Annotated in this window: 28 protein-coding genes; 12 read left to right on the top strand and 16 right to left on the bottom strand. The window is 62.7% G+C overall.

The window, feature by feature from the left end:
• Window positions 1-138 precede the first annotated feature (138 nt).
• Together ligA and E5P2_RS31800 are read left to right on the top strand one after the other, a co-directional pair.
• Window positions 139-2133, top strand: a complete 1995-nt coding sequence (gene ligA / locus E5P2_RS31805; protein ID WP_162571119.1) for an NAD-dependent DNA ligase LigA — start codon at window positions 139-141, stop codon at window positions 2131-2133.
• 90 nt (window positions 2134-2223) lie between these two features.
• Window positions 2224-2463 (top strand): PAS domain S-box protein, encoded by a 240-nt coding sequence (locus tag E5P2_RS31800; RefSeq protein WP_162571118.1) that lies wholly within the window; start codon window positions 2224-2226, stop codon window positions 2461-2463.
• On the opposite strand, the gene E5P2_RS31795 is transcribed toward E5P2_RS31800, so the two are convergent.
• A complete protein-coding gene (locus E5P2_RS31795) occupies window positions 2452-2889 on the bottom strand; it encodes a zinc ribbon domain-containing protein (protein WP_162571117.1) in 438 nt (145 codons plus the stop codon). The genes E5P2_RS31800 and E5P2_RS31795 overlap by 12 nt on opposite strands.
• On the opposite strand from E5P2_RS31795, the gene E5P2_RS31790 reads away from it, so the two are divergent.
• Entirely contained in the window at window positions 2876-3925 is a 1050-nt protein-coding gene (locus E5P2_RS31790) for a hypothetical protein (protein WP_162571116.1), read from the top strand. The genes E5P2_RS31795 and E5P2_RS31790 overlap by 14 nt on opposite strands.
• 62 nt (window positions 3926-3987) lie before the next feature.
• Here E5P2_RS31790 and E5P2_RS31785 read toward each other — a convergent pair whose 3' ends face one another.
• Window positions 3988-5175 carry a hypothetical protein gene (locus E5P2_RS31785; RefSeq protein ID WP_162571115.1) on the bottom strand — a complete coding sequence of 396 codons (1188 nt, stop codon included), beginning with the start codon at window positions 5173-5175 and terminating at the stop codon, window positions 3988-3990.
• 273 nt (window positions 5176-5448) lie between these two features.
• On the opposite strand from E5P2_RS31785, the gene E5P2_RS31780 reads away from it, so the two are divergent.
• Window positions 5449-5940 (top strand): hypothetical protein, encoded by a 492-nt coding sequence (locus tag E5P2_RS31780; protein ID WP_162571114.1) that lies wholly within the window; start codon window positions 5449-5451, stop codon window positions 5938-5940.
• Between the two features lie 119 nt (window positions 5941-6059).
• On the opposite strand, the gene E5P2_RS31775 is transcribed toward E5P2_RS31780, so the two are convergent.
• The 7 genes from E5P2_RS31775 to E5P2_RS31745 form a co-directional block, all read right to left on the bottom strand.
• Window positions 6060-7139, bottom strand: coding sequence for a hypothetical protein (locus E5P2_RS31775; RefSeq protein ID WP_162571113.1), 1080 nt, complete (start codon window positions 7137-7139; stop codon window positions 6060-6062).
• A gap of 140 nt (window positions 7140-7279) precedes the next feature.
• Window positions 7280-8245, bottom strand: a complete 966-nt coding sequence (locus E5P2_RS31770) for a hypothetical protein (protein WP_068673735.1) — start codon at window positions 8243-8245, stop codon at window positions 7280-7282.
• Window positions 8246-8324: 79 nt separating this feature from the next.
• Entirely contained in the window at window positions 8325-8642 is a 318-nt protein-coding gene (locus E5P2_RS31765; RefSeq protein WP_146039466.1) for a hypothetical protein, read from the bottom strand.
• Window positions 8635-9552 (bottom strand): AAA family ATPase, encoded by a 918-nt coding sequence (locus E5P2_RS31760; protein ID WP_162571112.1) that lies wholly within the window; start codon window positions 9550-9552, stop codon window positions 8635-8637. The genes E5P2_RS31765 and E5P2_RS31760 overlap by 8 nt, the downstream gene beginning before the upstream one ends.
• A gap of 43 nt (window positions 9553-9595) precedes the next feature.
• Window positions 9596-11833: an SF1B family DNA helicase RecD2 gene (gene recD2, locus E5P2_RS31755; RefSeq protein WP_068673740.1), complete on the bottom strand. Its 2238-nt coding sequence runs from the start codon at window positions 11831-11833 to the stop codon at window positions 9596-9598.
• 159 nt (window positions 11834-11992) lie between these two features.
• A complete protein-coding gene (locus E5P2_RS31750; protein ID WP_269475019.1) occupies window positions 11993-12307 on the bottom strand; it encodes a YbaB/EbfC family nucleoid-associated protein in 315 nt (104 codons plus the stop codon).
• Window positions 12308-12364: 57 nt separating this feature from the next.
• Window positions 12365-13336, bottom strand: a complete 972-nt coding sequence (locus E5P2_RS31745) for a 5'-3' exonuclease H3TH domain-containing protein (protein WP_162571111.1) — start codon at window positions 13334-13336, stop codon at window positions 12365-12367.
• A 168-nt stretch (window positions 13337-13504) separates the two neighbouring features.
• Here E5P2_RS31745 and E5P2_RS31740 point away from each other — a divergent pair, with 168 nt between their 5' ends.
• Entirely contained in the window at window positions 13505-14122 is a 618-nt protein-coding gene (locus E5P2_RS31740) for a hypothetical protein (protein ID WP_068673747.1), read from the top strand.
• Between the two features lie 38 nt (window positions 14123-14160).
• Window positions 14161-14715 carry a hypothetical protein gene (locus E5P2_RS31735; RefSeq protein WP_162571110.1) on the top strand — a complete coding sequence of 185 codons (555 nt, stop codon included), beginning with the start codon at window positions 14161-14163 and terminating at the stop codon, window positions 14713-14715.
• Window positions 14716-14772: 57 nt separating this feature from the next.
• Here E5P2_RS31735 and E5P2_RS31730 read toward each other — a convergent pair whose 3' ends face one another.
• On the bottom strand, window positions 14773-15876 hold the full coding sequence (locus E5P2_RS31730; protein ID WP_162571109.1) for a DUF7146 domain-containing protein: 1104 nt from the start codon (window positions 15874-15876) through the stop codon (window positions 14773-14775).
• Window positions 15877-15924: 48 nt separating this feature from the next.
• On the opposite strand from E5P2_RS31730, the gene E5P2_RS31725 reads away from it, so the two are divergent.
• The 4 genes from E5P2_RS31725 to E5P2_RS31705 all read left to right on the top strand — a co-directional run bounded on the left by E5P2_RS31725 (window position 15925) and on the right by E5P2_RS31705 (window position 19317).
• Window positions 15925-16353, top strand: a complete 429-nt coding sequence (locus E5P2_RS31725) for a hypothetical protein (RefSeq protein ID WP_162595294.1) — start codon at window positions 15925-15927, stop codon at window positions 16351-16353.
• 778 nt (window positions 16354-17131) lie between these two features.
• The gene (locus E5P2_RS31715; protein ID WP_157103369.1) at window positions 17132-17302 is read left to right on the top strand and encodes a hypothetical protein; all 171 of its coding nucleotides are present in this window, start codon (window positions 17132-17134) and stop codon (window positions 17300-17302) included.
• 247 nt (window positions 17303-17549) lie between these two features.
• Entirely contained in the window at window positions 17550-18212 is a 663-nt protein-coding gene (locus E5P2_RS31710; protein ID WP_162571106.1) for a reverse transcriptase-like protein, read from the top strand.
• Window positions 18213-18273: 61 nt separating this feature from the next.
• On the top strand, window positions 18274-19317 hold the full coding sequence (locus tag E5P2_RS31705; RefSeq protein WP_162571105.1) for a hypothetical protein: 1044 nt from the start codon (window positions 18274-18276) through the stop codon (window positions 19315-19317).
• Here E5P2_RS31705 and E5P2_RS31700 read toward each other — a convergent pair.
• Complete coding sequence (locus tag E5P2_RS31700; protein ID WP_162571104.1) at window positions 19280-19678, bottom strand: hypothetical protein; 399 nt, start codon at window positions 19676-19678, stop codon at window positions 19280-19282. The two genes, E5P2_RS31705 and E5P2_RS31700, sit on opposite strands and share 38 nt — an antisense overlap.
• A 134-nt stretch (window positions 19679-19812) precedes the next feature.
• Between E5P2_RS31700 and E5P2_RS31695 the strand changes: the two genes are divergently transcribed.
• Window positions 19813-20055, top strand: a complete 243-nt coding sequence (locus tag E5P2_RS31695; RefSeq protein ID WP_162571103.1) for a hypothetical protein — start codon at window positions 19813-19815, stop codon at window positions 20053-20055.
• Between the two features lie 65 nt (window positions 20056-20120).
• Here the strand turns inward: E5P2_RS31695 and E5P2_RS31690 are convergent, their stop codons facing one another.
• Complete coding sequence (locus tag E5P2_RS31690; RefSeq protein ID WP_162571102.1) at window positions 20121-20306, bottom strand: DUF3606 domain-containing protein; 186 nt, start codon at window positions 20304-20306, stop codon at window positions 20121-20123.
• A gap of 163 nt (window positions 20307-20469) precedes the next feature.
• Here E5P2_RS31690 and ligD point away from each other — a divergent pair, with 163 nt between their 5' ends.
• A complete protein-coding gene (gene ligD, locus E5P2_RS31685) occupies window positions 20470-22446 on the top strand; it encodes a DNA ligase D (protein ID WP_162571101.1) in 1977 nt (658 codons plus the stop codon).
• A gap of 10 nt (window positions 22447-22456) precedes the next feature.
• On the opposite strand, the gene E5P2_RS31680 is transcribed toward ligD, so the two are convergent.
• Genes E5P2_RS31680 through E5P2_RS31665 form a run of 4 tightly spaced genes read right to left on the bottom strand, consistent with a single transcriptional unit; the run spans window position 22457 to window position 24377 of the window.
• A complete protein-coding gene (locus E5P2_RS31680) occupies window positions 22457-22825 on the bottom strand; it encodes an ExbD/TolR family protein (RefSeq protein WP_162571100.1) in 369 nt (122 codons plus the stop codon).
• Window positions 22822-23181: a hypothetical protein gene (locus E5P2_RS31675; protein ID WP_162571099.1), complete on the bottom strand. Its 360-nt coding sequence runs from the start codon at window positions 23179-23181 to the stop codon at window positions 22822-22824. Before E5P2_RS31675 ends, E5P2_RS31680 begins: the two co-directional genes overlap by 4 nt.
• A 2-nt stretch (window positions 23182-23183) precedes the next feature.
• Window positions 23184-23627 carry a MotA/TolQ/ExbB proton channel family protein gene (locus tag E5P2_RS31670; protein WP_162571098.1) on the bottom strand — a complete coding sequence of 148 codons (444 nt, stop codon included), beginning with the start codon at window positions 23625-23627 and terminating at the stop codon, window positions 23184-23186.
• A gap of 18 nt (window positions 23628-23645) precedes the next feature.
• Window positions 23646-24377, bottom strand: coding sequence for a hypothetical protein (locus E5P2_RS31665; RefSeq protein WP_162571097.1), 732 nt, complete (start codon window positions 24375-24377; stop codon window positions 23646-23648).
• Window positions 24378-24382 lie beyond the last annotated feature (5 nt).

Raw genomic sequence — 24382 nt, 5'->3', positions numbered from 1 at the left:
CAATTGCGGGAGCTTTGTCCGTCTAGCCAGGACGTTTAAACTAAAACTTAGTCCAGACACCCCCGGTATCTAAACAACTAGTGCTAGAACCCTTTTACATGCAATCTGTTATAATCACACATTGGACACAAGGACAACATGACCATCCACGAGCAACACAGCAACCTGAAGGCAACGGTCGCCAGCCATGGCCACCGCTACTACGTGATGGACGCGGCCGTCATCTCCGATGCGGAGTACGACGCACTGTTTCGCGAGCTCCAGGCGCTGGAGGCAAGGCATCCCGAACTTGACCGGTCCGACTCTCCCACTCAACGCGTCGGCGGCGCGCCACTGGCTGCGTTCTCTGACGTGCGGCACCTGCGACCGATGCTCTCCATTGACAACGCGATGGACGGGCAGGAAGCTGCGGCCTTCGTCGCATCCGTTGCCGCACAGCTTGGCATCCCGGAGAGCGAGGTGGAGTTCTGCGCCGAACTGAAGTACGACGGCGCATCCTGCGCGCTGGTCTACGAGTTCGGGGTCCTCAAGTTGGCCGCATCCCGCGGCGATGGCGAGACCGGCGAGAACGTGACGGCCCAGGTTCGGACCATCCGAAACGTGCCGCTGCGCATCAGCAACACGGCACCGCGCGTGGAAGTGCGCGGCGAGGTCGTCATCACCAAGGAAGACTTCGCCCGCATCAACGCGGCCCAGGACGCCAAGGGCGACAAGCGCTTCGCCAATCCTCGAAATGCATCGGCCGGCGGCCTGCGCAACCTGGACCCCAAGGTCACGGCTTCGCGCCGGTTGACCTTCCTTGCGTACAGCTTTGGCGAATGCCAGGGCTACCTGCCAGCCGGCACCCAGTTCGAGCAGCTCAAGACGCTCGTCGCCGAAGGCTTTGAAATCAGCGACACGGTCAAGGTCGTCAAGGGGGTCAACGGCGTGCAAGCTCACTTCGAGCAAATACAGAAGGAGCGCGCCGGACTTCCCTTCGAAATCGACGGCGTCGTCTTCAAGGTCAACGCTTCTCGCTACCAGGACCAGCTTGGCTGGAACTCGCGCACCCCTCGCTGGGCCATCGCGTTCAAGTTCCCGCCCGAGGAAGCCACTACCAAATGCATCGGCATCGACGTCCAGGTGGGGCGCACCGGCAAGCTCACTCCCGTCGCCAAGCTCGCCCCCGTCTATGTCGGTGGCGTGACGGTGACCAGCGCGACGTTGCACAACGAAGACGAGGCGCGCCGCAAGGATGTGCGCGTGGGCGACACCGTGGTGGTACGCCGCGCTGGCGATGTCATCCCGGAAATCGTGCGCCCCGTGCTTGAACTGCGCGCGGGCACCGAGGCCTCGTACACGGCGCCAGCCACCTGCCCTGTTTGCGGCTCCGCAGTGCACAAGGAAGAGGACAGCGCCGACCACCGCTGCACCGGCGGATTGAACTGCCCTGCGCAACGGCTGTTTGCCATCACGCACTTCGCGTCGCGCCTTGCGCTCGACATCCGAGGCATGGCGGAGGGCACCGTTGAGAAGATGCTGCAGGCAAGGCTCCTCGAGCGGCCCAGTGGCCTCTTCCACCTGCGCGTGGAGGATATCCAGACGCTGCCAGGCATGGGCCTTACGTCTGCCACCAACCTGGTCGACGCAGTCATCGAGGTCAAGCAGCCCGAGCTGAATCGGTTCATCTATGCCCTGGGCATCCCGGGCGTGGGCGAGGCGACCGCCAAGGACCTGGCCAAGCGCTTCAAGTCGTTCGCTGCGTTCCGCAATGCGGACCTCGATGCGCTGCTACAGGTGTCGGACGTGGGTGAGACCACTGCGAGCAACGTGCTGGCGTTCTTCGCGAACCCGGACAACGCCGCCGAAGTGGACCGCCTGCTGTTCTTCGTGGGACCGAAGGATGTCGAAAGCGGCGTCGCGAATCCCGCCATTGTGGACAAGACCTTCGTCATCACCGGCACCCTGTCCAAGCCCCGCGAGACGTTCAAGGCGCTGATTGAAGGCGCAGGCGGCAAGGTGGCTGGCTCGGTCTCCAAGAAGACCCACTACCTGCTTGCAGGCGAAGAGGCTGGCACCAAGCTGGCCAAGGCCCAGGAACTCAACGTGTCCGTCCTGGACGAAGCCGCCTTCGAGGCACTTCTCGCCGGATAGAGCCACTCCATTTCATTCCAGACCGCTCCCACACAGGGGGCGGTCTTTTTTAGGCCCGGCGTTCGCTGGCCACCCGAAACCAGACAAACCATGAAGCGCAATCTCCCTGGTACCCATCGCGAATATCAACTCGGCAGCGAGACCCTTGTCTCGATGACCGACCTGAACAGCATCATCACCTACGTGAATCCTGCGTTCGTTGAGGCGAGCGGCTACAGTGAGGATGAGCTCGTCGGTCAGCCGCACAACGTCGTTCGCCACCCCGACATGCCCTCCGAAGCTTTCCGAGATATGTGGGCCACCGTGAATCTCCCGCGACTAAACGCCTGACGGCGCTGTAGTCGTGGCACCTTCCTGCTTCCTCGGGCACTGCGCGATGTCGGCTTTCGCTTCGTCGCGACTTACACCACCCTCCACAGGCACATCGGGCGATTCCAGCCCTGCCTTTGTTGCGCGCCGTCGATAGGCGACACGCTTCCTGGCCTTCACGACGACCTTTTGGTCGCGCACCATCCCGATACCTCGGCCCGCAATGATGCGGGCGGCGTTCGTATCGGCGTGCGCTTCGAGTCCGCAGCGTTGACAGGCAAACCGCTGTGCGTCGCGGTTGCCTGGGTGAGTGTGCCCGCACCGGGAACACTCTTGGGATGAATAGGCCGCAGGCACCTGCAGCACGAGAACGTTGCGCCGGGCCGCCTTGTAGCCCAGCTGCTCGGCAATGCGCCCACAGGCGCTCGAGAGGATGGCCCGGTTCAAACCCGCCTTGCTCGCGGCGCCGTTGACGAAGCCACCGCCCGGTCTCGTCCTGCCGGGCCTTGGGCCGAGCCGTCATGTTTCCCACCTTCAGCGCCTCGAGCACCAGCAGTTGCGGCACGCCGGCGTCGTTCGCTTTGGATTCGAGCAGGTCATGGCTGGTCTGGTGGCTGAAGTCCCGCAGAACCTCGCGCTTGTAGGCGAGCTTGCGCGCCAGGCGGTCTCGAGTCTTGCGGCTGTTGGCGCTGCCCTTCTCCTGACGGGCGAGCCGGCGCTGGTGGCGCTTCGCGCCGACAGCTTTTCGGGCGATGCGCGCCTTCTGCACGGCGCTCAGGGCGTAGAACCGTCCGTCGGAGGTCGCGAGACAGTTGTCCGCGACATTGCGGTCAAGGCCGAGCGTGCGCGTTTCGAGCGCGGGGCCGTCGAGCAGGTCGAGCTCGTAGGCGAGCTCTTCCTCATTGCGCGCCACAAAGCCCTTCGGCGCGGCGTGCTCGTAGCTGAAGCTGACAAACCACTGTCCACCGGTGCAGCGCAGCGTCAGCGACTTGGGCACTTCATATGGACGGTGCGCCGTGAACGGGAGGCTGCCGAACCCGAACTTGTCGTTGCCGAGGACGAGCTCGTGGCGCAGGTCGCCTTGAGGCTCATCGAGCTCCCTGAACTCGAAGAGCTCACTGGAGACGCGCACGCTGTCGAAGTTGAGGCGGTTGCGCCGGCGCGGCGCCCGGGCCAACCCTTTGAGCTGGCGCTGCTTGCCCTCGAACCAGCGCTCGGCGCCGATGCGCAGGACCTGCGAGGGAACTTCACCGAGCCAGGGCGTCGTCTCGCCCCGGAACTGCGCGTACGCGCGGTCCAGCGGCGTGGCCGCCTCGGCCGCGGTCCTGCCGCGCGCCAGCATCGAGAGGCGCATGCCGGCGAAGTAGCGGTCTTCGTCGACCTTTGCGTTATAGATGCACCGCTGGTGTCCGACCCATTGGCGCAGGCGCTGCGCCATGGCTGCGTCGGGGCGTGCGCGAAACCGCACGCCGGACTGCAGTAGAACGGGGGAAGGAGCGACAGGCACGGGCACGAGTCGACAGTATGTTAGGCGAGAACTGTCGTTCAGACCAACATTGCCGACAGGTCGTAGGTAACGGCTTGCGGCGGTAGCCAGCCGCTGCCGTCCGGCTTCTTCGTCATCCCGACCTCGGCTTGGCGACAGGCCGCGACGTAGTGGTGGGCGTCGTAATCCTTCGCCGGGAAGTTGGGGTGCATCGACTGCATCACGCTCACCAAGCCCTTCACCCAACCGCCTAGCGCGCCCCAGATGTAGACGGCGTCGCCGTACGCGGGCTTGTCGCTCCCCGCAGCACGAACGTTCTCGACCTTGCGGCGGAACGAAACGCTCGTGCGCATCACGTGGCCCTGGACGAAGGCAAAGTCCACGGTCCTGCCTGCCTCGCAGGCGGCTGCAATCTCACGACCCTCGGCGCTGTCCGCAAAGCGCGCGACCGTGGCGTCCGCGTCGTCGTACTTCGTGATGGGTCGGTCGTTGTCGTCGGTCGCCTCGAACTCACGCATGAGCGTTCCGGTCCGGGCTGCACCGCCGTCGATGCGCCACGTGTAGAGGACGAAGGGGTTTCCGTCCTTCTTGCTCGCGCCCAACTCGGTGAACTCGACGCCGGTGTACGTCTCCTGGTCGTCTTCTGCTACGCCCTTTGCCGTCTCGATGCCGCGGCGGCGCTTGCGGTTGATGTCTGCGTCAAACGGCGTGACCATGTTTCGGTCATCGCCCAAAGCCGCGCCCAGGAACGCAAGGGCCATCTCCCAGTCCATGTCCGAAGTCATCGAGAGAGATTCCTTGGCCGCAAGCTGCTCCGCGGTGAGGAGCATGACCTTCGCTCCATCCGCAAACAGGCGGGTATAGCCCTCCGCGATTCGAAGCGCGGGATAGTCTTTCGACGAGAGCAGGTAGAAGCCCGACGACGAGAAAAGGGGCTTGCCCTCCTCCTGTTTCTGAACTTTCGTCGGCTTGTTGTTCTCCTTCTCGAACACCGGCGACAGTGCGTCGGCCGCCACCGCGTAAACCTTGCCGCCCAGCAGCTTGTTGAAGTCCATCCCGCCTCGGCCGTGACGTTGAGCGACCACGACCTGGCGGCCGTCGGCCATGAAAGCCGTGAGTCGATGCATCTGGTTTTCGTTGGGCGCAAGCTGGGCGTCAAGGCCCTTGGTAGGCTTCTCGCCTCGAAGGATGGCGCTCTGCACCAGGAGGTCGAACTTCTTGCTGGGAGTCGGGAGCGACGTGTTCATGGAACTCTCTGTCGATGGCTCTTGCTGGCGATGAGACGCGGAAGAGCCGGATTGAAGGATACCGCCCTAGAGGGCGTTCGACGTATAGCCACCTGCCCCTGCTCGCGCGCCTGAATTGGCGAGCCAAAAAGCTAAATCCCATCCGTCGGTGCGTTGCATTTTAGCATACGTTGCTCTAAACTCTAAAGCGTTTGTGCCCACTATTCTCAACTGCCAGTGGGTTCCGTTCGGTCGCTATACCGGTGCAGGACAACATTCAACGAAAACTTTACGATGAACACATTTCTGTCTCCAGGCACCTTCCTCATACTGGCGACGGTGTTGGCTGTTATCGCGGCGACCGGTGAAATGGTTGGCGATGACCGCATGGCCTCCGTTCACTCCCGGTATGAGCTCGCAAGCCGGCTGCTTCGGCTACAGTGGTACCCCGCCGTCGCGTTGTGGGGGGCTAGTGCGGTATGTTGCGGCTACCAGGCATCGGGCCACACAACGGTCGTGATGCTGGTCGGCCTGCTCTTCATCTACTTGAGGGGCGGCCGCGCCGTCTTCACACGCCCCAGCCTGCAGGTATTCCGGCGCCTCGTTTTGCCGACGCTGGTCACGTGCATCACTGTGGCTTACGCAGCGGCAAGCGGCTTCCCTTTCAACCACCATGGATTCGTCGCGTTCGAGGTCCTTACAGGCCTGTTCGGCGCCGGCGTGGTGCGCGAGTCAGCGGCTTATCGCGAGCCAGACCTCGAAATGCGCACGTCCCTGTTCGGCTAGACCCTTTCTCCTCTTCTCCCCTTTTCAACGACGCCGGTGCTCAACCGGCGTCGCCTTTTCTGGCCTAGGCAAAGAAAAAGCGCCCGACGGAGGGGTCGGACGCTTCGAAGAACGAGTTTTCAGGCGGCAGCGGCCATGGCCTTGCGAGCAATCAACACGGCGAGCTTCTCCTGCTCGATGCGGTGCTTGATTGCAGGTCCGGCTAGCCCTTGGGCCAAGCCCTGGAAGTCAATGTTCCTGAGTGCATCGCAAGACGCGCGAAAGCCGTCGGCACCGAACGTGTGCATCAACTGCAACGCTTGCACCGTAGCTTCCACCCGTTGCGGGCGGCGCAGCACGTCGAGCCCCTCGAGCAACGCCAGTTGGCGCTGGGCGACTAGGCTGTCGAATTGGCGAAGCTCGGCCTGCTCGGCACGCTGCACGCAAAGCGCCAAGTCCGTCACGTCTTTTGGCAGCTTGCCCGAAACCTGGTCGCTGTCGAGCCGGAAGGCGCATGCGAAGCGAACCTCGAGGGCTGCCTCGCTGGCTACCGCGCGCCGAAGCGATTCCACGTAGTCCGGCCGGACGCTGATGCCTTTGAACGCATTCGGGCCACTTAGAAGCCCGAGCCCAAGCAAAGTCGTCACCATGCAGTCGGGATGTGGCTCCATGAGGCCGCGCTTGAGTTCCGCCCAGATTCGCTCGAACGGCAGTTCCGCCAGGTCGCCTGCGGCGACCATCCCATGCATCGTCATGAGCAGGCTGTTCTCGATACACCAATCGGGGCCGAACCGAGCCTGGAATCGTGCCACGCGCAGCACACGCAGGGGGTCTTCCAGGAAGGCGCCCGACGTGTGGCGAAGTACCTTCATCTCAAGGTCGCGTTTGCCCCCAAAGGGGTCGATGAGGTCGCCCCCGAGCGCCATCGCCATCGAATTGATGGTCAGGTCTCGACGGCTCAAGTCCTGCTCGAGCGTCACGTTCTCAGTAGAGACCGTGAAGCCCGTGTGGCCGGCTGCCGTCTTGCGCTCCACGCGCGCGAGCGCGTATTCATCCTGCGTCAGGGGGTGCAAAAAGACCGGAAAGTCCTTGCCGACGGGGCGAAATCCACAGTCGAGCATGTACTCGGCGGTCGCGCCGACCACCACATAGTCGCGGTCCTTGGGAGTAAGGCCGAGCAAGAGGTCGCGCACTGCGCCTCCAACGAGAAAGGTCTGCATGTCTGCTCCAGTTATTGTCCTGACACGTGTAGCCAGGGTCGGAGCAAAGGCCTAGAACTGCTGAGGTTTTTGAGCGCCCCGAGGCCGCAGCCGTGGCGCTGTCGTCGGGAGATGCGCGGCTTTTTTGTGCTTAAACGGAGCTAGTCGGCCTTGGTGCCGTCCACGTACGGGATGCCTAGCTGGCTTGCAGGCGCAGCTGCAATCTGCCGAACATCCGCCGGTGTTTCCTCAGGGAAAAGGAACTCTTTGGTTATCCGCGCTTTGAAGTTCGTTAAACGCAGGGTCGGGGCGTCGAACTTCAGCACCCAATCGTTGGAGGCCTCCGGGCGGTCGGTCACCAGCTCGCGCACGGCCTTGCGAAAGTGCATCCCGCGCACGAAGGAGAACAGGTTCGCCCAATCCACCGGAGGCAACAGAAAGGGGGTTTTGGCGCCCGGAGAGCCAAGGTCAAAATGGGATTCAAACCGGTGCTTTATCCCGGATAGCGCGAGCGTCGGCGCGCGAGGCGCAAGTTCGTTACGTACGAAGCTCTGGGCACTTTCAACTTCCACGGCGACAACGAACGGAAGCACGAAGGCGGACCACGCCTCAGCAGGTGCCACGTCACCCAGGTGGAAGGCGTCAGCCCATTTGTCACTGAAAAGTTGCAATAGGCCGGAGCGAATAGCCTTAGGCCGTAGCTTGTAGAAGCTTTCGACGGGGCTCGCCTCCGGCATGACGGTCACGTTGTGGGTCTGGTCAGCCCACAGGGTTGAAAGGCTGGACTCCAACCCTTCGATGGCCCTCGCCCACTGGTCGACCTGAAAGTCGAAGCCGGGCGGCAGCAGCACGCCGATGCCGCCGAGAATCAATCGCCAGCTGTCTGTGGCCGCCGGGACGTTTTCCTCGGCTGAGACCGTCCGGATAACGCGCTGGAGATACTGTGCAAGAATCACATTTTCTGAGCGCGCCTTCAACACGACATAGGCGAGGTCGCGGTCGTTGACAACAAAGTCTTCGACGCACTCTGCAAGCAGAGCGAATGCGTCCTGGCGCCCACCTTCGGGGCCCGGGCTGAGCCCTAGTCGGGCCAGTTGCAGTAGTTCCGAAGCGGATATTTGGCTCAAATATGTTACCTAGCAAGCGAACACTCTAAACGGGCAGTACCCGGCAACTCAACTTAACCTGAGATTATCGCCGCCGCGGCTATGCGACAAACCGCGAGACGAAAATAAGCCACGCAGGCACCCAAGCTGAGAGGGACGCCGGCGCTTTTTCGGCCCAACTAGCGATACCTTGAAAGCATAAATAAACATAGGCCATGTGTAACGCAACCAGTCCAAATAGACGGGTCCGAAACTGAAGGCAGGTGAGCGCAGTGTTGGACAGTAGCCACAGTACAAATCCTGCGGCGTTGGTCTGGTTGATTAGGTAGTTGCCCCATAGTCCGCCGACCACGCCCACCAGTTGCAGGAAGTTTTCGAGTGAAAAGAGCCGCTCTAGGAGCGGCTTTTTGTCAGACAAGGCGGATACCTCGGATGTCATATTCGGATTGCATGCGCTCATGTGCATAGTGTTTTAGCCAAACGTCTAAGGCTTGCTCAGGGGTGTCAAACCTGGCCCGGGCGAGAAACGCGGCATCTCGGCTCGAGCTCGACGGCTCGTACTCGAAGATGGCGTCCTTGTTCAGACAGCCGCCCCAGGGCGTTCGGACGGCCCAACGGTCCGGCTGAGCGCTCTTTCGTCTGGTGCAGCGCTCCAGCGTGGCCCAGGGCGACCCGTCCCCGTCGACAGCCAACAGGTAGGTCATGACCAAGAGCGGCTTATGTTCCGTCATGCAGGAGGTCTCCAGCCCAAAGGCGGCAAACTCTGGCACCGGCGGCTGGCCAATGTTCAAACTGCTCACAACGCGCCACGGCGCCAGCATGTCGACAGGAAGCTCCGTGTAGGGGATGTTCTTCCGTGCCAGGAAGGCTCGCATCTGTCGCTCCACTTCTAGCGCTTCGGCGCGACCCTGCGTCCGCCCGCGTTCCTCGAAATGGCCCGCTTCCAGGTCGCGGGTAACGAAGAAGTTGATGTTTTCAAAGGCTTCCGATGCCTCGTCGACGAGGGGTTCAAAACTGCCAAAGTACTTGCTCGGGGCATAGAACTGGCAGAGCTGCAACGGGCTGTCCGTCACCCCAAACTCGTAACCCGAGCGCTCGATGACGAACTGCTTGTGATGTTGCTTGGCAAACAGGTAGACCTGTTCCTCGGTCAACTGCCACTTTCGCCCGGATAGAACCAGATACTTCGCATACTCGCTCACGAGCTCCACGCTGCAGTGCTGGGCCTTCATCAGCCAGAAGATGCCGGCAGCGACGGAGCTTTTGCCCACTCCTGGTGCGCCAAAGAGGTTGATGATTTTGAGCTTGCCGCTTCGCTTGGAGGTCATGGATTTCCGGGGCTGGTAGTTGCCCTCGGTATAGCCAGCTAACTTATGCAGCAAGCGCTTCTTCTCGCCGCATCTCTGCGGGCAGCCCCTTCATGAGACATTCCTTTAGGCGCGTCCAACGCTCATCCTTCTGAGCGCGCTCCACCGCCAGCTTCATGGCCATTGGCTGGCCGACGACCACGCACAACTTCCGTGCTCGGGTCACGCCGGTGTACACGAGGTTACGTCGAAGCATCATGTAGTGGCTGGTATCGAGCGGCATGATGACCACCGGAAACTCCGAGCCTTGGCTCTTGTGGATGGTGAACGCGTAGGCAAGCGCCAGCTCGTCCAGGTCCTGGAATCTATAGACGACCGGAACCGCGTCGAACTCCACCATGACGGTTCGGGTCTGGGCATCGACGTCTGAGATGTAGCCGATATCGCCATTGAAGACGTTCTTGTCGTAGTTGTTGCGCAGCTGCATGACCTTGTCGCCAGTGCACCACTTGGTCCCGTTGAACTCGACCTGCTTTTCAGGCATCGGGTTCAGGAATGCCTGCAACTGAACGTTCAGGGCCAGCACGCCGAGCTTGCCGCGCCGCATTGGCGCCAGAATCTGGACGTCACGGATAGGGTCGTAGCCGAGCTTGTACATGTCGCGGGCAAGGCGAAGGATTTCCTTCTCGATGTCCGAGCGCGCCTTCTCCTTGTCGGTTTCACTCTTCGGGTCCCGCGGCATGATGCTAGAGAAGTGGAAGTCCGAGTCCTGGAGATAGCTCAGTTCCGGCATGTCGCCACGGTTGATGGCGTGCGCGTTCCGGATGATTTGGCTCTTCGCGGCCTGGCGGAATACCTGGCGCAGCATCACCGTGGGCAGCACGCCCGAGTCGATGATGTCGCCCAGCACCTTGCCCGGACCCACGGAAGGCAGCTGGTCGACGTCGCCGATGATGATGAGGCGCGTGTGCGGCGCGAGCGCGCGGATGATGGACAGGAACATGTAGATGTCCACCATCGAAGATTCGTCGACCACGAGGACGTCCGCATCGAGCGGATTCTTCTCGTTGAACTTGAACGTACCGTCCCGCTGGACTTCCAGCGTGCGGTGCACCGTCTGGCCGGGGAAACCCGTGGCTTCGGCCGCGCGCTTGGCTGCCTTGCCGGTGGGCGCGCACAGCTGCAGCGGGCTCATGCCGGCCGCCTGGAGACACTCCATAACGACCCGGGTGATGGTCGTCTTGCCGGTACCGGGACCCCCTGTGATGACGCATACCTGAGACAGCAGCGCCGCACGAACCGCATCGCGCTGAGCGTCCTCCAGCGTGATGTGCATGTCCATCTCGACGGAGAGGATGGAGACGTCGATGTCCTTGACCGTATGGGCCAGCGGACGCTTGGCGTGCTTCAGGAGTAGGTCCGCCACCGCCTTCTCGGCCTTGTAGGTTCGCGGGGAGAACAGGCACTCCACCCCGCCTGAGAAATCGCGAATCAGGCTCTCGGATTCAACCTCCTGCTCGAAGCAGGTGCTGAGAACGTCGTAGTCCACACCCAGGAGTTCGCTCGCCTTCTCGCGAACGACTTCCACCGGCAGACCGCAACTGCCCTGCCCCTCGGCCTCGCGCAGGACGTAGTGCACGCCGGCACGGATGCGGTACTCGCTGTTCCGCGGAATCCCTTGCTTGAAGGCTGCTTCGTCGGCCGTTCTGAACCCGATGCCCCAGATGTCCTGACAGAGGATGTACGGGTTCGCCTTGATTTTCTCGACCGCCGAGGCGCCGTACTTGTCGAGGATGCGCTTTGCTCGCAGGGTAGACAGGCCCGCCTTGTGCAGGAAAACCATGATTTCGCGCGTCGCCTTCTGCTCGGCGTACGACTCGATGAGCGAGTCGATGCGCTTTTTGCCGATGCCTTTGACGCCCTTCAGGCGTTCCGGGTGGTTCTCGATGACGTCAAAAACGTCTTCCCCGAACGCGTCGACCAGCTTCTGGGCGAACCCCTTGCCGATGCCGGGGATGGCATTGGACATGTACTTGACGATGCCTTCGAGCATCGTGGGCTGCGAAAGGGTTACCTCCACCGCCTTGAACTGCGGGCCCCATTTCGAGCTTCCCCAGGCCCCGCGCACGCTGATGAGCTCGCCCACGTTGATGACAGGGGCGGTACCGAGCACCGTGCGCTCGCCCTTTCCCGGCACATCGACTTTTGCGACGAAATAGCCGTTCTCGGGGTTCACGTACGTGAGGATTTTGACCACACCGCTCAGTTGCTCGGTGGGCTGGGAAGAAGAAGGACTGGCCATCGAACCTTAAAACGCCGGCATGCGCCAATGCATTTTACGTAGAGTTTAGTCTTTAGTAAAGGGGATGGGTTTATAACGCAGTTCCGGCTCTCCCCTTTTCGTTCAGGCAAATGAAGAAGCCCGCCGAAGCGGGCCTTCAAAGGACTTCTAGCCCTTGGTTTAGCCCAGGCCTGGAACCTTCATGCCAAAGGGAATCAGGCCGGCGGCCAGGCTGCCCAGCTTGGCCTTCGACGCTTCTTCCTTCCTCGCATTGGCATTGGCCACAGCCACCACGACCAGGTCGCCCAGGGTCTCGAGGTCTTCGCTCTTCAGGCTGGCGTCATAGTTCACGCGCTTGAGCTCGCCGGCGCCGGTGATGGTCACGGTGACCAGGTTGTTGGCTGCGGTGCCTTCGAAGGTCATCGCGGCAATTTCGGCTTGAGCGGCTTCCATGCGCTTTTGCATTTGGGAAAGTTTGCTCAGCAAGCCGGGCATTTGTTTCATGTGTGCTCCAAGGGGCAAATAATGGGTGATACGGTCTAGTCCAGCCGTTTATCTTTTCGCGGTCCAGCTAAAGTGGATGTTGGAGATGGCGCGTTGAACCGAAAGTACATCGGCCTTCTCCAGCTCTTTGGACAGGGGGCGACCCCAGTAGCTCCAGTTGGTCAGGTAGTCTGCAAAGCCCAGTTCGTCGAAGAGCCCTGCGAGCTCCATTTCGTCGAGTTGGCCGACCGTAGTTCGGATGTCCGAGCCTTGGAGCACCGGGCCGGCCGATAGGTCGACCAGCTTGACGTTGCGGCGGACGCTCTCACGCACGTCCGCGTCGGTCAGGCCCTGGTAGTACTTCGCTTCCGCGCCGAAGGTGAGCAGGTCCTCCGCCGCGGTGAGCGCGGCCTCCAGACTTCCGTATTTCGCGAGGAGCGCCGCCGCCCGCTTGAGGCCCACGTCTTCGACGCCAGGAATGTCGTCGGTCGTGTCCCCGGCCATCGCCTTTGCGTGGGCGTAGAGCTGGGGCGAACTCACGCCGGTTGCCTTGAAGAACCCATCCAGCTCGATGACTTGCGTCAACTTCTTGGCGTTCACCCAGCGCACCCGGTTTGCCACGAGGCTCAGCCAGTCCGTGTCCGAGGTCGACAGGTCGACCAGATGCCCCTGCGCCGCCAGCTGTCCCGCAAGGCCGAATGCCAGGTCGTCCGCTTCCGCGCCAGGATGCAGAAGCTGAATCACGGGGAAGTAGTTCAACGCACGTTGGATGAGCGGCCGCTGTGGCTCGTAGGTCTCGCGCGCCTCGCGCTGCTCAGGCGTCTTGTGCCGCGAGCTTTTGTACGCCGGCAGGAGGTCGTAGCGCCACTGCGCCCTGCCGTCCCACAGGAGAAGGTTCACTACGCCCTGCGAGAAGTGCAGGCGGGAGCGCACGTGCTCCAGGAAGCCACGAACTGCGTGCGTGTCGTGGTGGCCTGCTTTCTTCCCGATGAAATACTGGGCAAAGCCCAGCGCGTTGGCGTCAATGAGACGGACTTGCATTGGCTGGTAGCGGTTGAGGGGACCTGGCCTGTAGTCACGGGCTTTAGCCGCGCGGCTGTGCTTGGCGCTTTCCGCCCAGGCCGCCCGGGAGCCCCGCGAGGAAGTCCATTTTGTTGCAGCCTGGTTTACGCTGTTGCATTCTGTTCGGCCTGGTGTAAGCTGTGCGCGATGCCCAGCCCTACCACCATACTCAACGACGCCCTGGCCGCCGCCCCGAAGGAGGGGCTTGAGCTCTACTTGGAAGCTATCGAAGCGCTCCGAGAGAAGGGTCACACCTGGCGCGAAATCGCTTCGTTCCTTACAGAGCGAGGGGTGCCTACCGACCACTCGAAGGTGTTCCGACTGGCGACCCGCCGTGAAAAGGTCGAGGCCGAGGTGATGAGGTTCGAGGTTCCCAGCGCGGACCGCTATGCCTCAGCCCTCCTCCAGCTCGAACAGGAAGGGGGCGTCAGCGCAATGGGCCGAGCCATGCTTGAGAGGCACTTCCGGGCGCACAACCGGACGGTCACCTTCACGGAGCTCGGCAATGCTGCCGCCCAGGTCAAGGAGGGAGCACGGACGAGTAAGTCGTACCGGTTGGCCAACGTGCTCTATGGCAAGCTTGCTCGCAAGCTGGGGGAGTCGCTGAAGATGAGCTTTGCCCCGAATCCCGGAAGCTCCGAGCCGTTCTACAGCAGTGCAATCGGTCTGGCCAACCCCATGCAGCCCAAGGGCGGGGAGTTTCAGCTGGTGATGCACCACGAACTGGCGAAGGCGTTCGACCTGCTCGGCTGGTTCAGGCCCTGATAGCCTGACAGAAGAAGTTTTTTACAGAGGAGCTACGCATGAACGAGACCGCAAAGAGTGACGAGGTGGGTCCCTACAGGCTCGTTGCGTTGCTCTACGAGGGCGAGTATTTCGGCGTGGTGTACACCAACGGAGCCAAGGCGCTCACAGTCAAGGGCGCCAACCTGGACGATTGTTTCGCGCAGGTACAGGCCTGGACGTCCCAGCGCTTGGCTGAGAAGGCTCGAGCACGCAACGGACTGGTCCCGGAAGTAGGCGAGCTCACCGCCGCGTTCCGCCGCATCGAACCGCGCGTGCATGATGGTCAGCGAGCCATGCTGCGAGCGCACGTGAAGGCAAAGGACCGCCGGATAACCGCGACCGAGCTTGCCGCTGCCGCTGAATACAAGGGCCACGAGGCAGCGAATCTTCACTATGGGCGATTGGGCTGGCTGCTGTACGGCGAGGTGCCGACGGACCTGCCAGAGAGCCCCCGAGAGGGCTTGCCGGTTTACACCTTTGCGCTTGCGGACGGCGAGCGACAGGGCGCCGAGTGGGTATGGACGTTGCGCCCCGAGGTGGCTGCAGCAGCAGTGGCTGCCGGCCTGGCCTGAAGCGCTCCCGCGCCTGGCAAAGAAAGAGCTCCCGGGAGGGAGCTCTTGAAGAATGGATTAAGCGGCCTTGCGGTACTCCGGCGGCGGAGACCACTTCTGCCATTGAGGTGGGTAGCCTTCCAGTCCGGCCGTCAGCATGACGTCGAGCCAGTCGACGCCCTTGACGGCCTCAGGAATCGGGCCCTGCGGAACGCAGATTTCGACTTCCTTGCCTTCGGTGCGCAGACGGGCCGACAGCTTCTCTGCAGCCTTGATGCCGCGACCGCTGCGGTCCAGGTCAGCCCAGATGACGACCTTCCTGACGGACGCCGGGATTTCGACCGATTCCATCAACGTGGCCGACACACAGGCCCACACAGGCATGCGCGAGATGGCGTGAGCTGCCAGTGCGGTCTCAATGCCTTCGGCGACTCCCAGCACTTCGCCTGCTTGGAACAACTTGATGGCTGCCCCGGGCAGAGGATGGCAGGCGGACATCATCTTCTTGGCTTCGGGCACGTCGGCCTTGCCGCCTGTCGGACTGACGAAGATTCGGTGCAGCGAAGCAATGCGCCCCTGGCTGTCCTTGATGGGGGCCAAGAGACAGGGATGCCAGCCGGTGATGGCCTTCGCGACCTTGTCGTAGTACGGCATACGCGGATGCGCACGCAGCGTGTTTGGCATGTTCTGCAGCCAGATGCCTCGCGCGGCGAGGTACTTCTCCGCCGGCGTGTCCTTCAGGGTCGTGGAGGCCATCCAGGTTTGCCGGATGCGGCCATACGCCTTTCGGGGGTCGACGAGGTCGGGAATTTTCGGAGGCGGCGGGCGACGTACCACGACGGGTGCCGCGGCTTCGCCTTCCAGGAGTTGGGCGACTTCACGGACTGCGTCCTTGTACGAGATACCTCGCACCCATGCGACCATGGCGAACCCGTTCGCTTGGGGGCCGCACGTGTTGCAGTAGCCGCCGCCAGTCTTCGGGTAGTCCTTGAACAGCCGAAAACCATCCGTGCCCCCGTGGATAGGGCACGACACGTGGTGCGGCGCCTTGTCCATCGCGTCGGCCAGTTCAGGGGCCAGCTCTTGGAGGATGTACGGCCAGTCGCCGTCGGCTTTCGCCTTGAGCTCTTGGAAGGTTTTGTATCGGCGTTCGTTCATTGGATTGAGGGTATGAATGCTCATCGCTAAAGATTTCAGTTGACCTGACTTCTATAGCGAGCCTTGCACATCATGTTGAAAACCCATAAAGCGAATGCCCGGGAAACCGCCTTCATCGCCTGCACCTTCCATTTCTTCTGGCTCGGCTACCGCGACTGGCTGATGGAACGCATCTATGGCCCGGCGCCTGGCGCGGCCGCCGCAAAGTCAGGCAGCCCCACCGCCGCGTCGCTCTGGTGGCTGGCCCTTACCATTCCTGCCTTCATCCTCCTCGCTGCAGTGATGGTGCCCCTGCTGGCACCCACCCTAGTGGCAGGGATGACCGCAGCCGGGAGCTCGGCCGTGGCGGACGTGAGCATGGGGTTCGGTGTTCTGAGCGGCCTGGTCTTTGCACTCGGTGTTCCCTTTCTGCTGGTGCGGCGCTTTCTGCGGTTTGCGAGTCACTGCTGCGAGCGGGGACAGTGCATCGAGCGGGGAGAGCGCCGGCGCGCTGGCCCTTGAAGCTCGCATCGTTCCTGGTAGGGGATTGTCGAACCCACGAACCCAAGGCACAGTTGCGAGCGCCGCCACTACCCTAGCCACGGAGGCCCGATGTCCCCAACCGGAACTGCTCCCACGCCCTCGAGTCCTGCCGCGCTCTCCTTGGGTCCGGCGGCGCCCTCCTCAGCACTGCAAGCTGCCGCCGTAGACCTTGACCCTAACAAGAGCCTCGACCGGCTGTACGACTACACCAAGTTCCATATCGGCGCCTATCTGACGCTCACAGCGTCATACCTCACCGCAGTTGGGCTCACCTTCGCGGGCGGGCCGGTGCTACCGCTGTCCGGCACCCTGGCCTCGCTCGCAGTCATTTGCTTTCTCATCGCCGGGATGGCCCGGGATGGCTGGCGGCGTAATCGCCAGCAGCCTGACGCAGGTGACGAGCGGTACGTCCGCCGCGTTCCTCGAGTCAGAAATTGGCCCCTGGGGCGCAACGTGGCTCAACGGCAAGGCGAGAAAGTGGACCTACTGGGAGCACACCGCCTTCTGGGCGGGGCTGTTCCTCGCGGCCCTGTCATTCCCCGCCGGCAAGGCATGCTACCGGGAGGCAGTTCCAACCCCCTGGTGTACGGCCATGCTGGCCGACACCGCTCCCCCGAAGGCGGAAAAGTAAGCGGCGCCCTCAAATACCGCAGACCGCGCCGCGCGCCCCGCCCATGCGTCGGAGTTCCTAGGCCCGCGTCCCTGTTCCGACATCGTCGCTATAGGGCTGAGTTCAACTACGTTTTTCGAGGCCCCTATGCAACTGCAAATCAGGCTCACCCAAGCCCAAGTCCGCGACGCCGCCATGCGTGAACAAGGTCTCTCTCCCAAGACCATGTCCATGAAGCCTGGTGTTCGCGTTGAACGCAACCGTAAGGCCCTGCACAAGCGCGGCTACGCCAAGCACAAGGCTCACGCTTTCGCCTGAGCTTCTTCCTAAGAGCACCTCCTGGTGCTCTTTTTCTTTTGGACGCCTCGGACTCCTGGCTATACGAGAGGGGCGCAACGCCCTGCCCTTTCTCTCATCCACAAGGATTGCCATGGCGCGGCTCCCACGCGCGCTTCAAGCCCACCCTCTTGCCCAGCTCCTCGGCAAGCTACTTCGTTTCAACGACCTTGACCAGCCACATGTCTGGTCCGCCTACCGTGCTTGCCGGCGGACAGCCCGGCGCGGAATGACGGAATCCAGTGTCGAGCAGCTCACCACTGACCTGTACGAGCGCATTGTGGGCGGAAGACCCTATGACGCTGTGGTGCTGGGCGCGAAGCTCGCCCAGGCCTTCACGTTGATAAAGCTGCGACAAGCGGGGGCGGCCGGCCGCCACCAACGGGCGCTGGCCAAGGAAGGCTTCCACCTGGTCCGAATGCAACTGCGGGAGCGACTGGGCATGCGCTCGGCCGAAAATGTCCCCTTTGTGCGGTTTGGTTCGCCCGACGCACAGCCCGCGCATCTTGCGTGGAGCGACGGCGCTGTGCGCGGTGGTCGCGCAGCGGTTGCCTTCCTCGTGCACGGTGCTGTCGGCACGCCAGCGCTCCAGGCAGCTCAGGCTTCGCACACCACCAACGCACTGGAAGCAGAGCTGGAGGCGGCACTGCTGTGCCTGGACGCCATGCTTGCCGCGGGCATCCGCAGGGCCCGCCTGCACGTCGATGCGCTCGGCGTGCTGCGCGCCTTCCAGGGCAAGCTTGCCCTCAAATTCTGCGTGCTGGAGGCGCAGCTGCTCAGAATGGCCGGGGAATTCCATCACCTCGAGGTGCGCCTGGTTCCGCGCGCGTTCAACGACGGCGCGGACCGTCTCGCGGCGGCGCTGCTTGCACGTGAGCCTAAAACGCATTGACCATTTTAAACTATGGACTTAAAATGCACGCCGCAGTTAGGTCCATCAGAAAGAAAAGTCAATGCGTTCGTCCCGTCCCGATTTCCTGTACCACCTCGATGAAGCCGCCACGGCTCGAAACGGGGGACGACAGATGGGAGCAATCAAGGCCTGCTACGACGCGCTGCACACGGAAATGCTGCACTCGGCAGACCGATTCGACGGGTTGGTCGAGAAGGCCCTGGAGGCGAGCAAGGGCGACCTGCGCAGGTTGCGCACGCTGGAGTTCTGCACCAGCGCCATCTACGACAAGATTCCTTTGCCAGCAGAGGATGGCAGCTTCCCCGAGTTCCTGTGGCTGTTTGCGGTGCCCTTCACCGTGACCTTCGCCCCCGAGGCGCTCGCGCAGCACGTATCCTTCAAGGGCCAGGTTATCGACGCTCAGGCGCTCATCGGCGAACTGGACGCCATTGGCTACTGCAACCCCCACGGCATCCTGCGCGCGTCGACAAAGCTTTTCAAGCGGGAGGACCTCCAGGTCATTGGTCCGAGAAAGCTCGGAAGGATGGTCCTCCAGGCCGAGCAAAGCGGTGAAGACCGGCTCGAGCCGTTGCCGCTCATGCTGGATTCCGAGCTGGACGCGTATCGCAGCGTGACCATGTTCATGCTGGTCTCCTGCCGCTTGCCGGTGGGCACCACCTCCGTGTTCAACCGCACCGTACTGTGGCCGGGCGAAACCTTTGCGCGTGTCGTGCAGGCTTCGATGGTGTCCCAAGGTGTCCAAGTGGAGTCCGTGGTGAGCCACATCCCGCACACGATTACCGAGATGCACCTTCGCTGCAATGGCCCGGCACTCGTCGAGCTGCAGGCCAATCTCGCCAACAGCCGCAAGGCCTACGGTAATGTGGAGGTCGGCGTGCGCTTCGACGTCTCGGGCTACGCAGAAATTGTCGGCAAGCTGCCCCACGAAGACGACGGTCACATCATCCTCATCCCGCCTTTCACCTATTTCGAGGCCGATTCCGAACTGCTTCGCGTCGTCGAGGGGATGTGCGCCGACATCGGCCTGCCGTTCGCGGGCGGCAGGTTCAGCTCACGACACGCGGTGGCTGGAGCTCTGCACTGAGCTGAGCCAGTACTTCAGGCGGGACCGGTTCCCACCGGCCACGCCGGTACCCAGTCGGGGTTAGCTCCATGCTGACTTCGTTCCATTCGGCTGAGAACGTCACCACCCCGTTCGACCAAAGCGGCCGCTCGTGCACGAAATGCAGGTGCGGCCCTAGCCGCTGCTGCCCGCGGACGATGAGTTCGAGGTAGTACTGCGTCGCCACGCTCTCGAAGTTCGCGCGCAGCGCGCCGCGGAACGGGCTCTCCACCTCTTCCCTGAACACTACGTACGGCAGCCGCCCGTCTACAAGGGCGCGGCGCACAAGCACAGGAATGCCGTCGTGGGAGCCTAGTGAAAAGACGCGGCGGTGAAAAAGCATGGGCCTCCTGGTGAACGGGGCGCGAGTTTAAACGGCAGGCGAGGCTGTTTCAAGTGGGTCGCTATAGGTCTTGTCTGAAGTACTTCCCCTTCAGTCACCCCTAGGACCACTGTCAACATCTGAGGAGCGACCCCATGAGCCACGCCATTGCCAAATTCCCGTTTGCCAACAACAACGCTCGCCAACCCGAGCCGTTCCTGAAGGAAATCGCCAAAGAAGGCGACTTTTTCGACAAGCTTCGTCTTTCGAGCCGACGTGAACTCTTCACGCTGCGCACGAACCTCGAAAACAAGGTACGCGAGTTCGGGGATGTTCGCAATCCTCTGCTCGACATGTGCCGCATGCGTCTGACGCAGCTGCGCGCACACCTCTCCTGAGGTGATTCTGCTGGCCGCTCAAACCTTCTGGTTTGAGCGGCTTCTTTTTGGCAGCGCGAGTCTGCCTAGCCGCCCTTCCCCTTCAGGTGGCGCTCCACGTCCTGGGCCATGGGGCCTACCGCCTTCACGGCTTCCTTGAGCTGCTCGGGGCTCACCCCAAACTTGGCGGACCAGTCACGAAGCTCATAGTCCTCGTTTACGTTAATCCGACTGCGGTCCTGGCCGCCAGTCTTCGTCTTGTCGTCAGCCATTACTTGTCTCCAGGCGTACGGGCACGGTGCCCACCACACATAGTGCCCGCCCCCAGAGGGCGCGCCGCCGGCCAATGGCCAAGTCGGCTGAAGGCGCGGTCCGACGGTGACGCGAGCAACCGGAGTGAACCTGGGGCACCGCGCGGGGTGGAAAATTCTCCGCATGCCCGCCGCCCGCAAAACCAGGCCCCAGCCCGACCGGCCGCCAATCGAAGGCGCAGTTGCCTCCGAGCTTCCGCCCTCGCTGGCGCCACAGTTGGCTACTCTCGCCACTCGCATTCCCCCGGGGGCTCACTGGAGCTACTCCATCAAGCTGGACGGTTACCGGATGATGGCGCGCGTCGAAAACGGCAGGGCAAAACTTATCACGAGGGGTGGTCACGACTGGAGCGCCAAGATGCCGGCCCTCATCGCAGAGTTGGAAGCAATGAACATCGGGAGCGCCTGGCTGGACGGCGAGGTCGTCAGCTTGAACGCCCAGGGGACCCCGGATTTCAACGCCCTCCAGAACTCCTTTGACCGAGGCGCAAAGTCCGCCAACCTGGTGTACTTCGTGTTCGAGCTGCCGTTCTTGAATGGCTGGGACTTTCGAGCGGCGCGCCACGAGGACCGATACACGGCCTTGGCCGCATTGTTCGAGACGAACGAGCAGGAGCACGTGCGACTTTGTTCGAGCCTCCCAGGCGACCCTTCCTCAATCCTCGCATCGGCGTGCGGCCTTGGGCTGGAGGGCCTCATAGCGAAGCGCCTGGACTCCCCGTATGTTTCCGCCCGGACTGATACCTGGCTGAAGCTGAAATGCAAGCTGCGCCAGGAATTCGTCATCGCCGGCTTTATACCCAGGACGGATGACGCCTCTCAGGTCGGCAAGCTGCTGCTTGGCGTCTACGGCCCCGACGGCACCTTCAAGTCCGCCGGGGGCGTGGGAACGGGCTGGTCGGCGAAGGAGGCCGTGAAACTTCGGGCCCGGCTAAGCAAGCTGGTGACGCCCAAGGTTGCATTTGTCGGCGGCGCGCCCAAGCCAGACCGATGGTCCAAGAACTCGTCCACTGGAAAGGTCAGCTGGGTGAGCCCGGAGCTGGTCGCCGAGGTAGAGTTCGCCGAATGGACGCCGGGCGGGCAAATCCGCCACGCGTCCTATCGTGGGCTGCGGGATGACAAACCCGCTCGAGAGGTCGTCCGGGAGCCCCAGGGCGCCGCGAACTCGCCCAATGCCGCGGGGAGCCCGTCAAAGGCTACGGTGAGGGGTGGCCCGGTCAGCCATCCTGGCCGAATCATCGACCCCACGACGGGGCTCACCAAGCTGGACTTGGTCCTCCACTACGAACGCGTTTCACATTGGATGCAGCCTCACCTGGCAGACCGGCCCTGCTCATTCCTTCGGGGGCCGAAAGGGGTAACTGGAGAACTATTTTTTCAGAAGCATGCCGATACCGCGGCAGTCCGGGGCCTGACCCTCCTCGAGCCGAGCTTGTGGCCAGGCCATGCCCCATTGATGGTCGTCAACAGCGAGGCAGCGTTGTGGAGCGCTGCGCGCGCAAATGTCATCGAGCTTCACACCTGGAATTCCCGAAGCGGCCATATCGACAGGCCAGACCAGATGGTCTTCGACCTCGACCCCGGTGAGGGAACGAGCTGGGAGCACGTGCAGGAGGACGCATCCCTGGTTCGGCTGATGCTTCAGGAGTTGGGGCTAAAAAGCTGGCTGAAAACAAGTGGCGGGAAAGGCTTGCACCTCCTCGTGCCCCTCGCCCCGGTCCATGAGGTGGCTGTCGTCAAGGGATTCTCCCAAGCCATCGTCGAGCACCTTGCTCGCGCGATTCCCTCGCGTTTCGTGAGCAAGAGTGGCCCGTCCAATCGCGTTGGCAGGCTCTTTGTCGACTACCTCCGGAACAATCGCGCGGCCACCACCGTAGCGGCGTTTTCGGCAAGGGCCCGGCCAGGATTGGGCGTCTCGATGACTGTGGACTGGGATGACCTGCCACTTCTGACGAGTGGCGCCCATTGGACGGTGGCAAACGCAGCGGACGAGCTATCGACGAGGACGAAGGACCCGTGGAGCGACTACTGGTCTACCCCGCAACTGCTTTCCACTCCGATGGAACGGCTCGGCTTTAAGCCCCTAAAGCCTGCCAGATAAGGCCCTGCCCTCATCGGGTCAGGAGGGCTATGTCCTTTGGCGCCGCCGCCTGAAGCTCGGAAATCACCGTTGCAATCTTCTCGTAGGTGGTTGCGCGGTCCACCGAGAGCTCCACTGAAACCGTGGGCGTAATGCGCGCTTTCAGCTCCTGCAGCGTCGTGGGACTGCTGTCCAGCATCAGGCTGCCGTCTTCCTGGAGCGACACCGACAGGCTTTGGGCAACTGAGGGGGCACCGCTCAGGCTCGTCTGTGGGAGGTCCACGGGGAGCTTCTTCACGAACATGGGCATCGCCAACATCATGATGACAAGCAGGATGAGCAGCACGTCCACCAGGGGCGTGACGTTGATAGCGGCGAGTTGTTGGCGGTTGGAAGTCATCTGGCGGGGGTGAATTGAATCCAGCCGTAGGTGGCGAGGAAGTAGCGCAGCTGGCCGCCGGCGGCGCCCATCCGGTCGATGGGCTCCCGAGCTGCGGCGATGGCTCGGGTGCAGGCATTCCACGACGTCAGGTCGCGCCGAGCTTCCAGCATCCACTGGCGGGCCAGGTCGTACCAGCCGTCCTCATCTGCGACGCCCAGCTTGGCCACCTCGGCGCTCTCGAGGCGGTGCAGGCGGCACCAGGCCTGCAGGGTCGCAACGACATCGCGCGCGGCGCCTTCCCCGGCCAAGTCGCAAAAGAAGTTCAGCTCATAGCCGGCAACGGTTACGGGAGGGAGAACGACGGTATCAGCCACGCTCACCTTGCCTCCTCGTTGGCGGCGCGCAGCAGGCGGTTGTGCAGCACCTGGATGCGGCGCTGCATCAGGTTGTACGCGACAAGTGCCGGAACGGCCGCGCACAACCCGACCAAGGTGGAGTTCAACGCGGTCGCGATGGGACCACTGATGAGCGTGATGTCGATGGCGGCCGAAGACAGACGCGACAGCGCCTGCATGATGTGCAACACGGTACCTGCGAGGCCGACGAACGGCGCCGCGCTGGCCATCACAGCCAGCAGAGCCATGCCGTTTTCCAGCGTTTCAACGTGTTCATCGATGTCCGCCTTGTCAGCACTTGCGGGCGCCTTCATGCCCGCCAAGCCTGGCGCATAGAGGATAGCGCCCTTGTAAATGATGACCGCGAACGTCAATGCGACAAGTGCATACAGAAGGTAGTCGATGGAAGCGGCGAGGTGTTGCATGGATTTTCCGGATTGGATTTAGGGAAGGGTCTTCAGCCGGTCTGTGTCCGGCACAAAGGGGATGCGCAGCTCAATCCAGCGTGTTTCGCCAGGGTTGAGCGGCGGCTGCAAGTTCGTCCACTTCTGGCCGATGGACGCCCAGGCGACGGCGATATCGGACAGAGGCTTGAATGAGCTGACAAGGATGTCGGAGTCGATGACGACGCCCTGGTCGTTCACGAGCAACCCGAGCACCAACACGTTGCCGCCCTGCTCCTCTGGATACATCTTGGCGCGCGGACCTTCAGGCAGGCTCTCTGGAGGCGCCTCAGGGGCTTCCTCGAGCGCTGCTGCCATGGCCGGCAGATTGGGAAGGGCTGCAATCGGCACGGCCTGCGGAAATGCGGGCTGAGACAGCGTGGGTAGGTCCGAGGGCGGAATGGCCACATTGGGGGCGGGAGGAGCGTCCTCCGCGACCTTTGGCGCGGGCTTCGGGGCGGGCGGCTTCGGCCGCGGCTTGAGCTTCGGCTTCGGTGCCTCGACAGGCTTGTCCGACTTCAGCCTCAGTTCCTTCTCCGAGCTGGGTGCCGGGGCTGGCGCGGCGGCCACTGGTGCCGCGGAGGGAGCCTTCACGGACACCCGCACGGGCGTAGGCGGCTTGGGGAGAATCAGCGCCACGCTGGGGGCCATGAAGTGCGCAAGCGCGAGCGACAGCGCGCCGCCGGCAAAGCCAGCGCCAAGCTTGACTAGGTAGTCGCGCGTCAGCAGCACAGCCG

The organism is Variovorax sp. SRS16, from assembly GCF_901827165.1.
GTDB lineage: Bacteria > Pseudomonadota > Gammaproteobacteria > Burkholderiales > Burkholderiaceae_C > Variovorax.
Note: the sequence above shows the minus strand (reverse complement) of the source record. Positions and strands in the feature narration are given on the sequence as shown.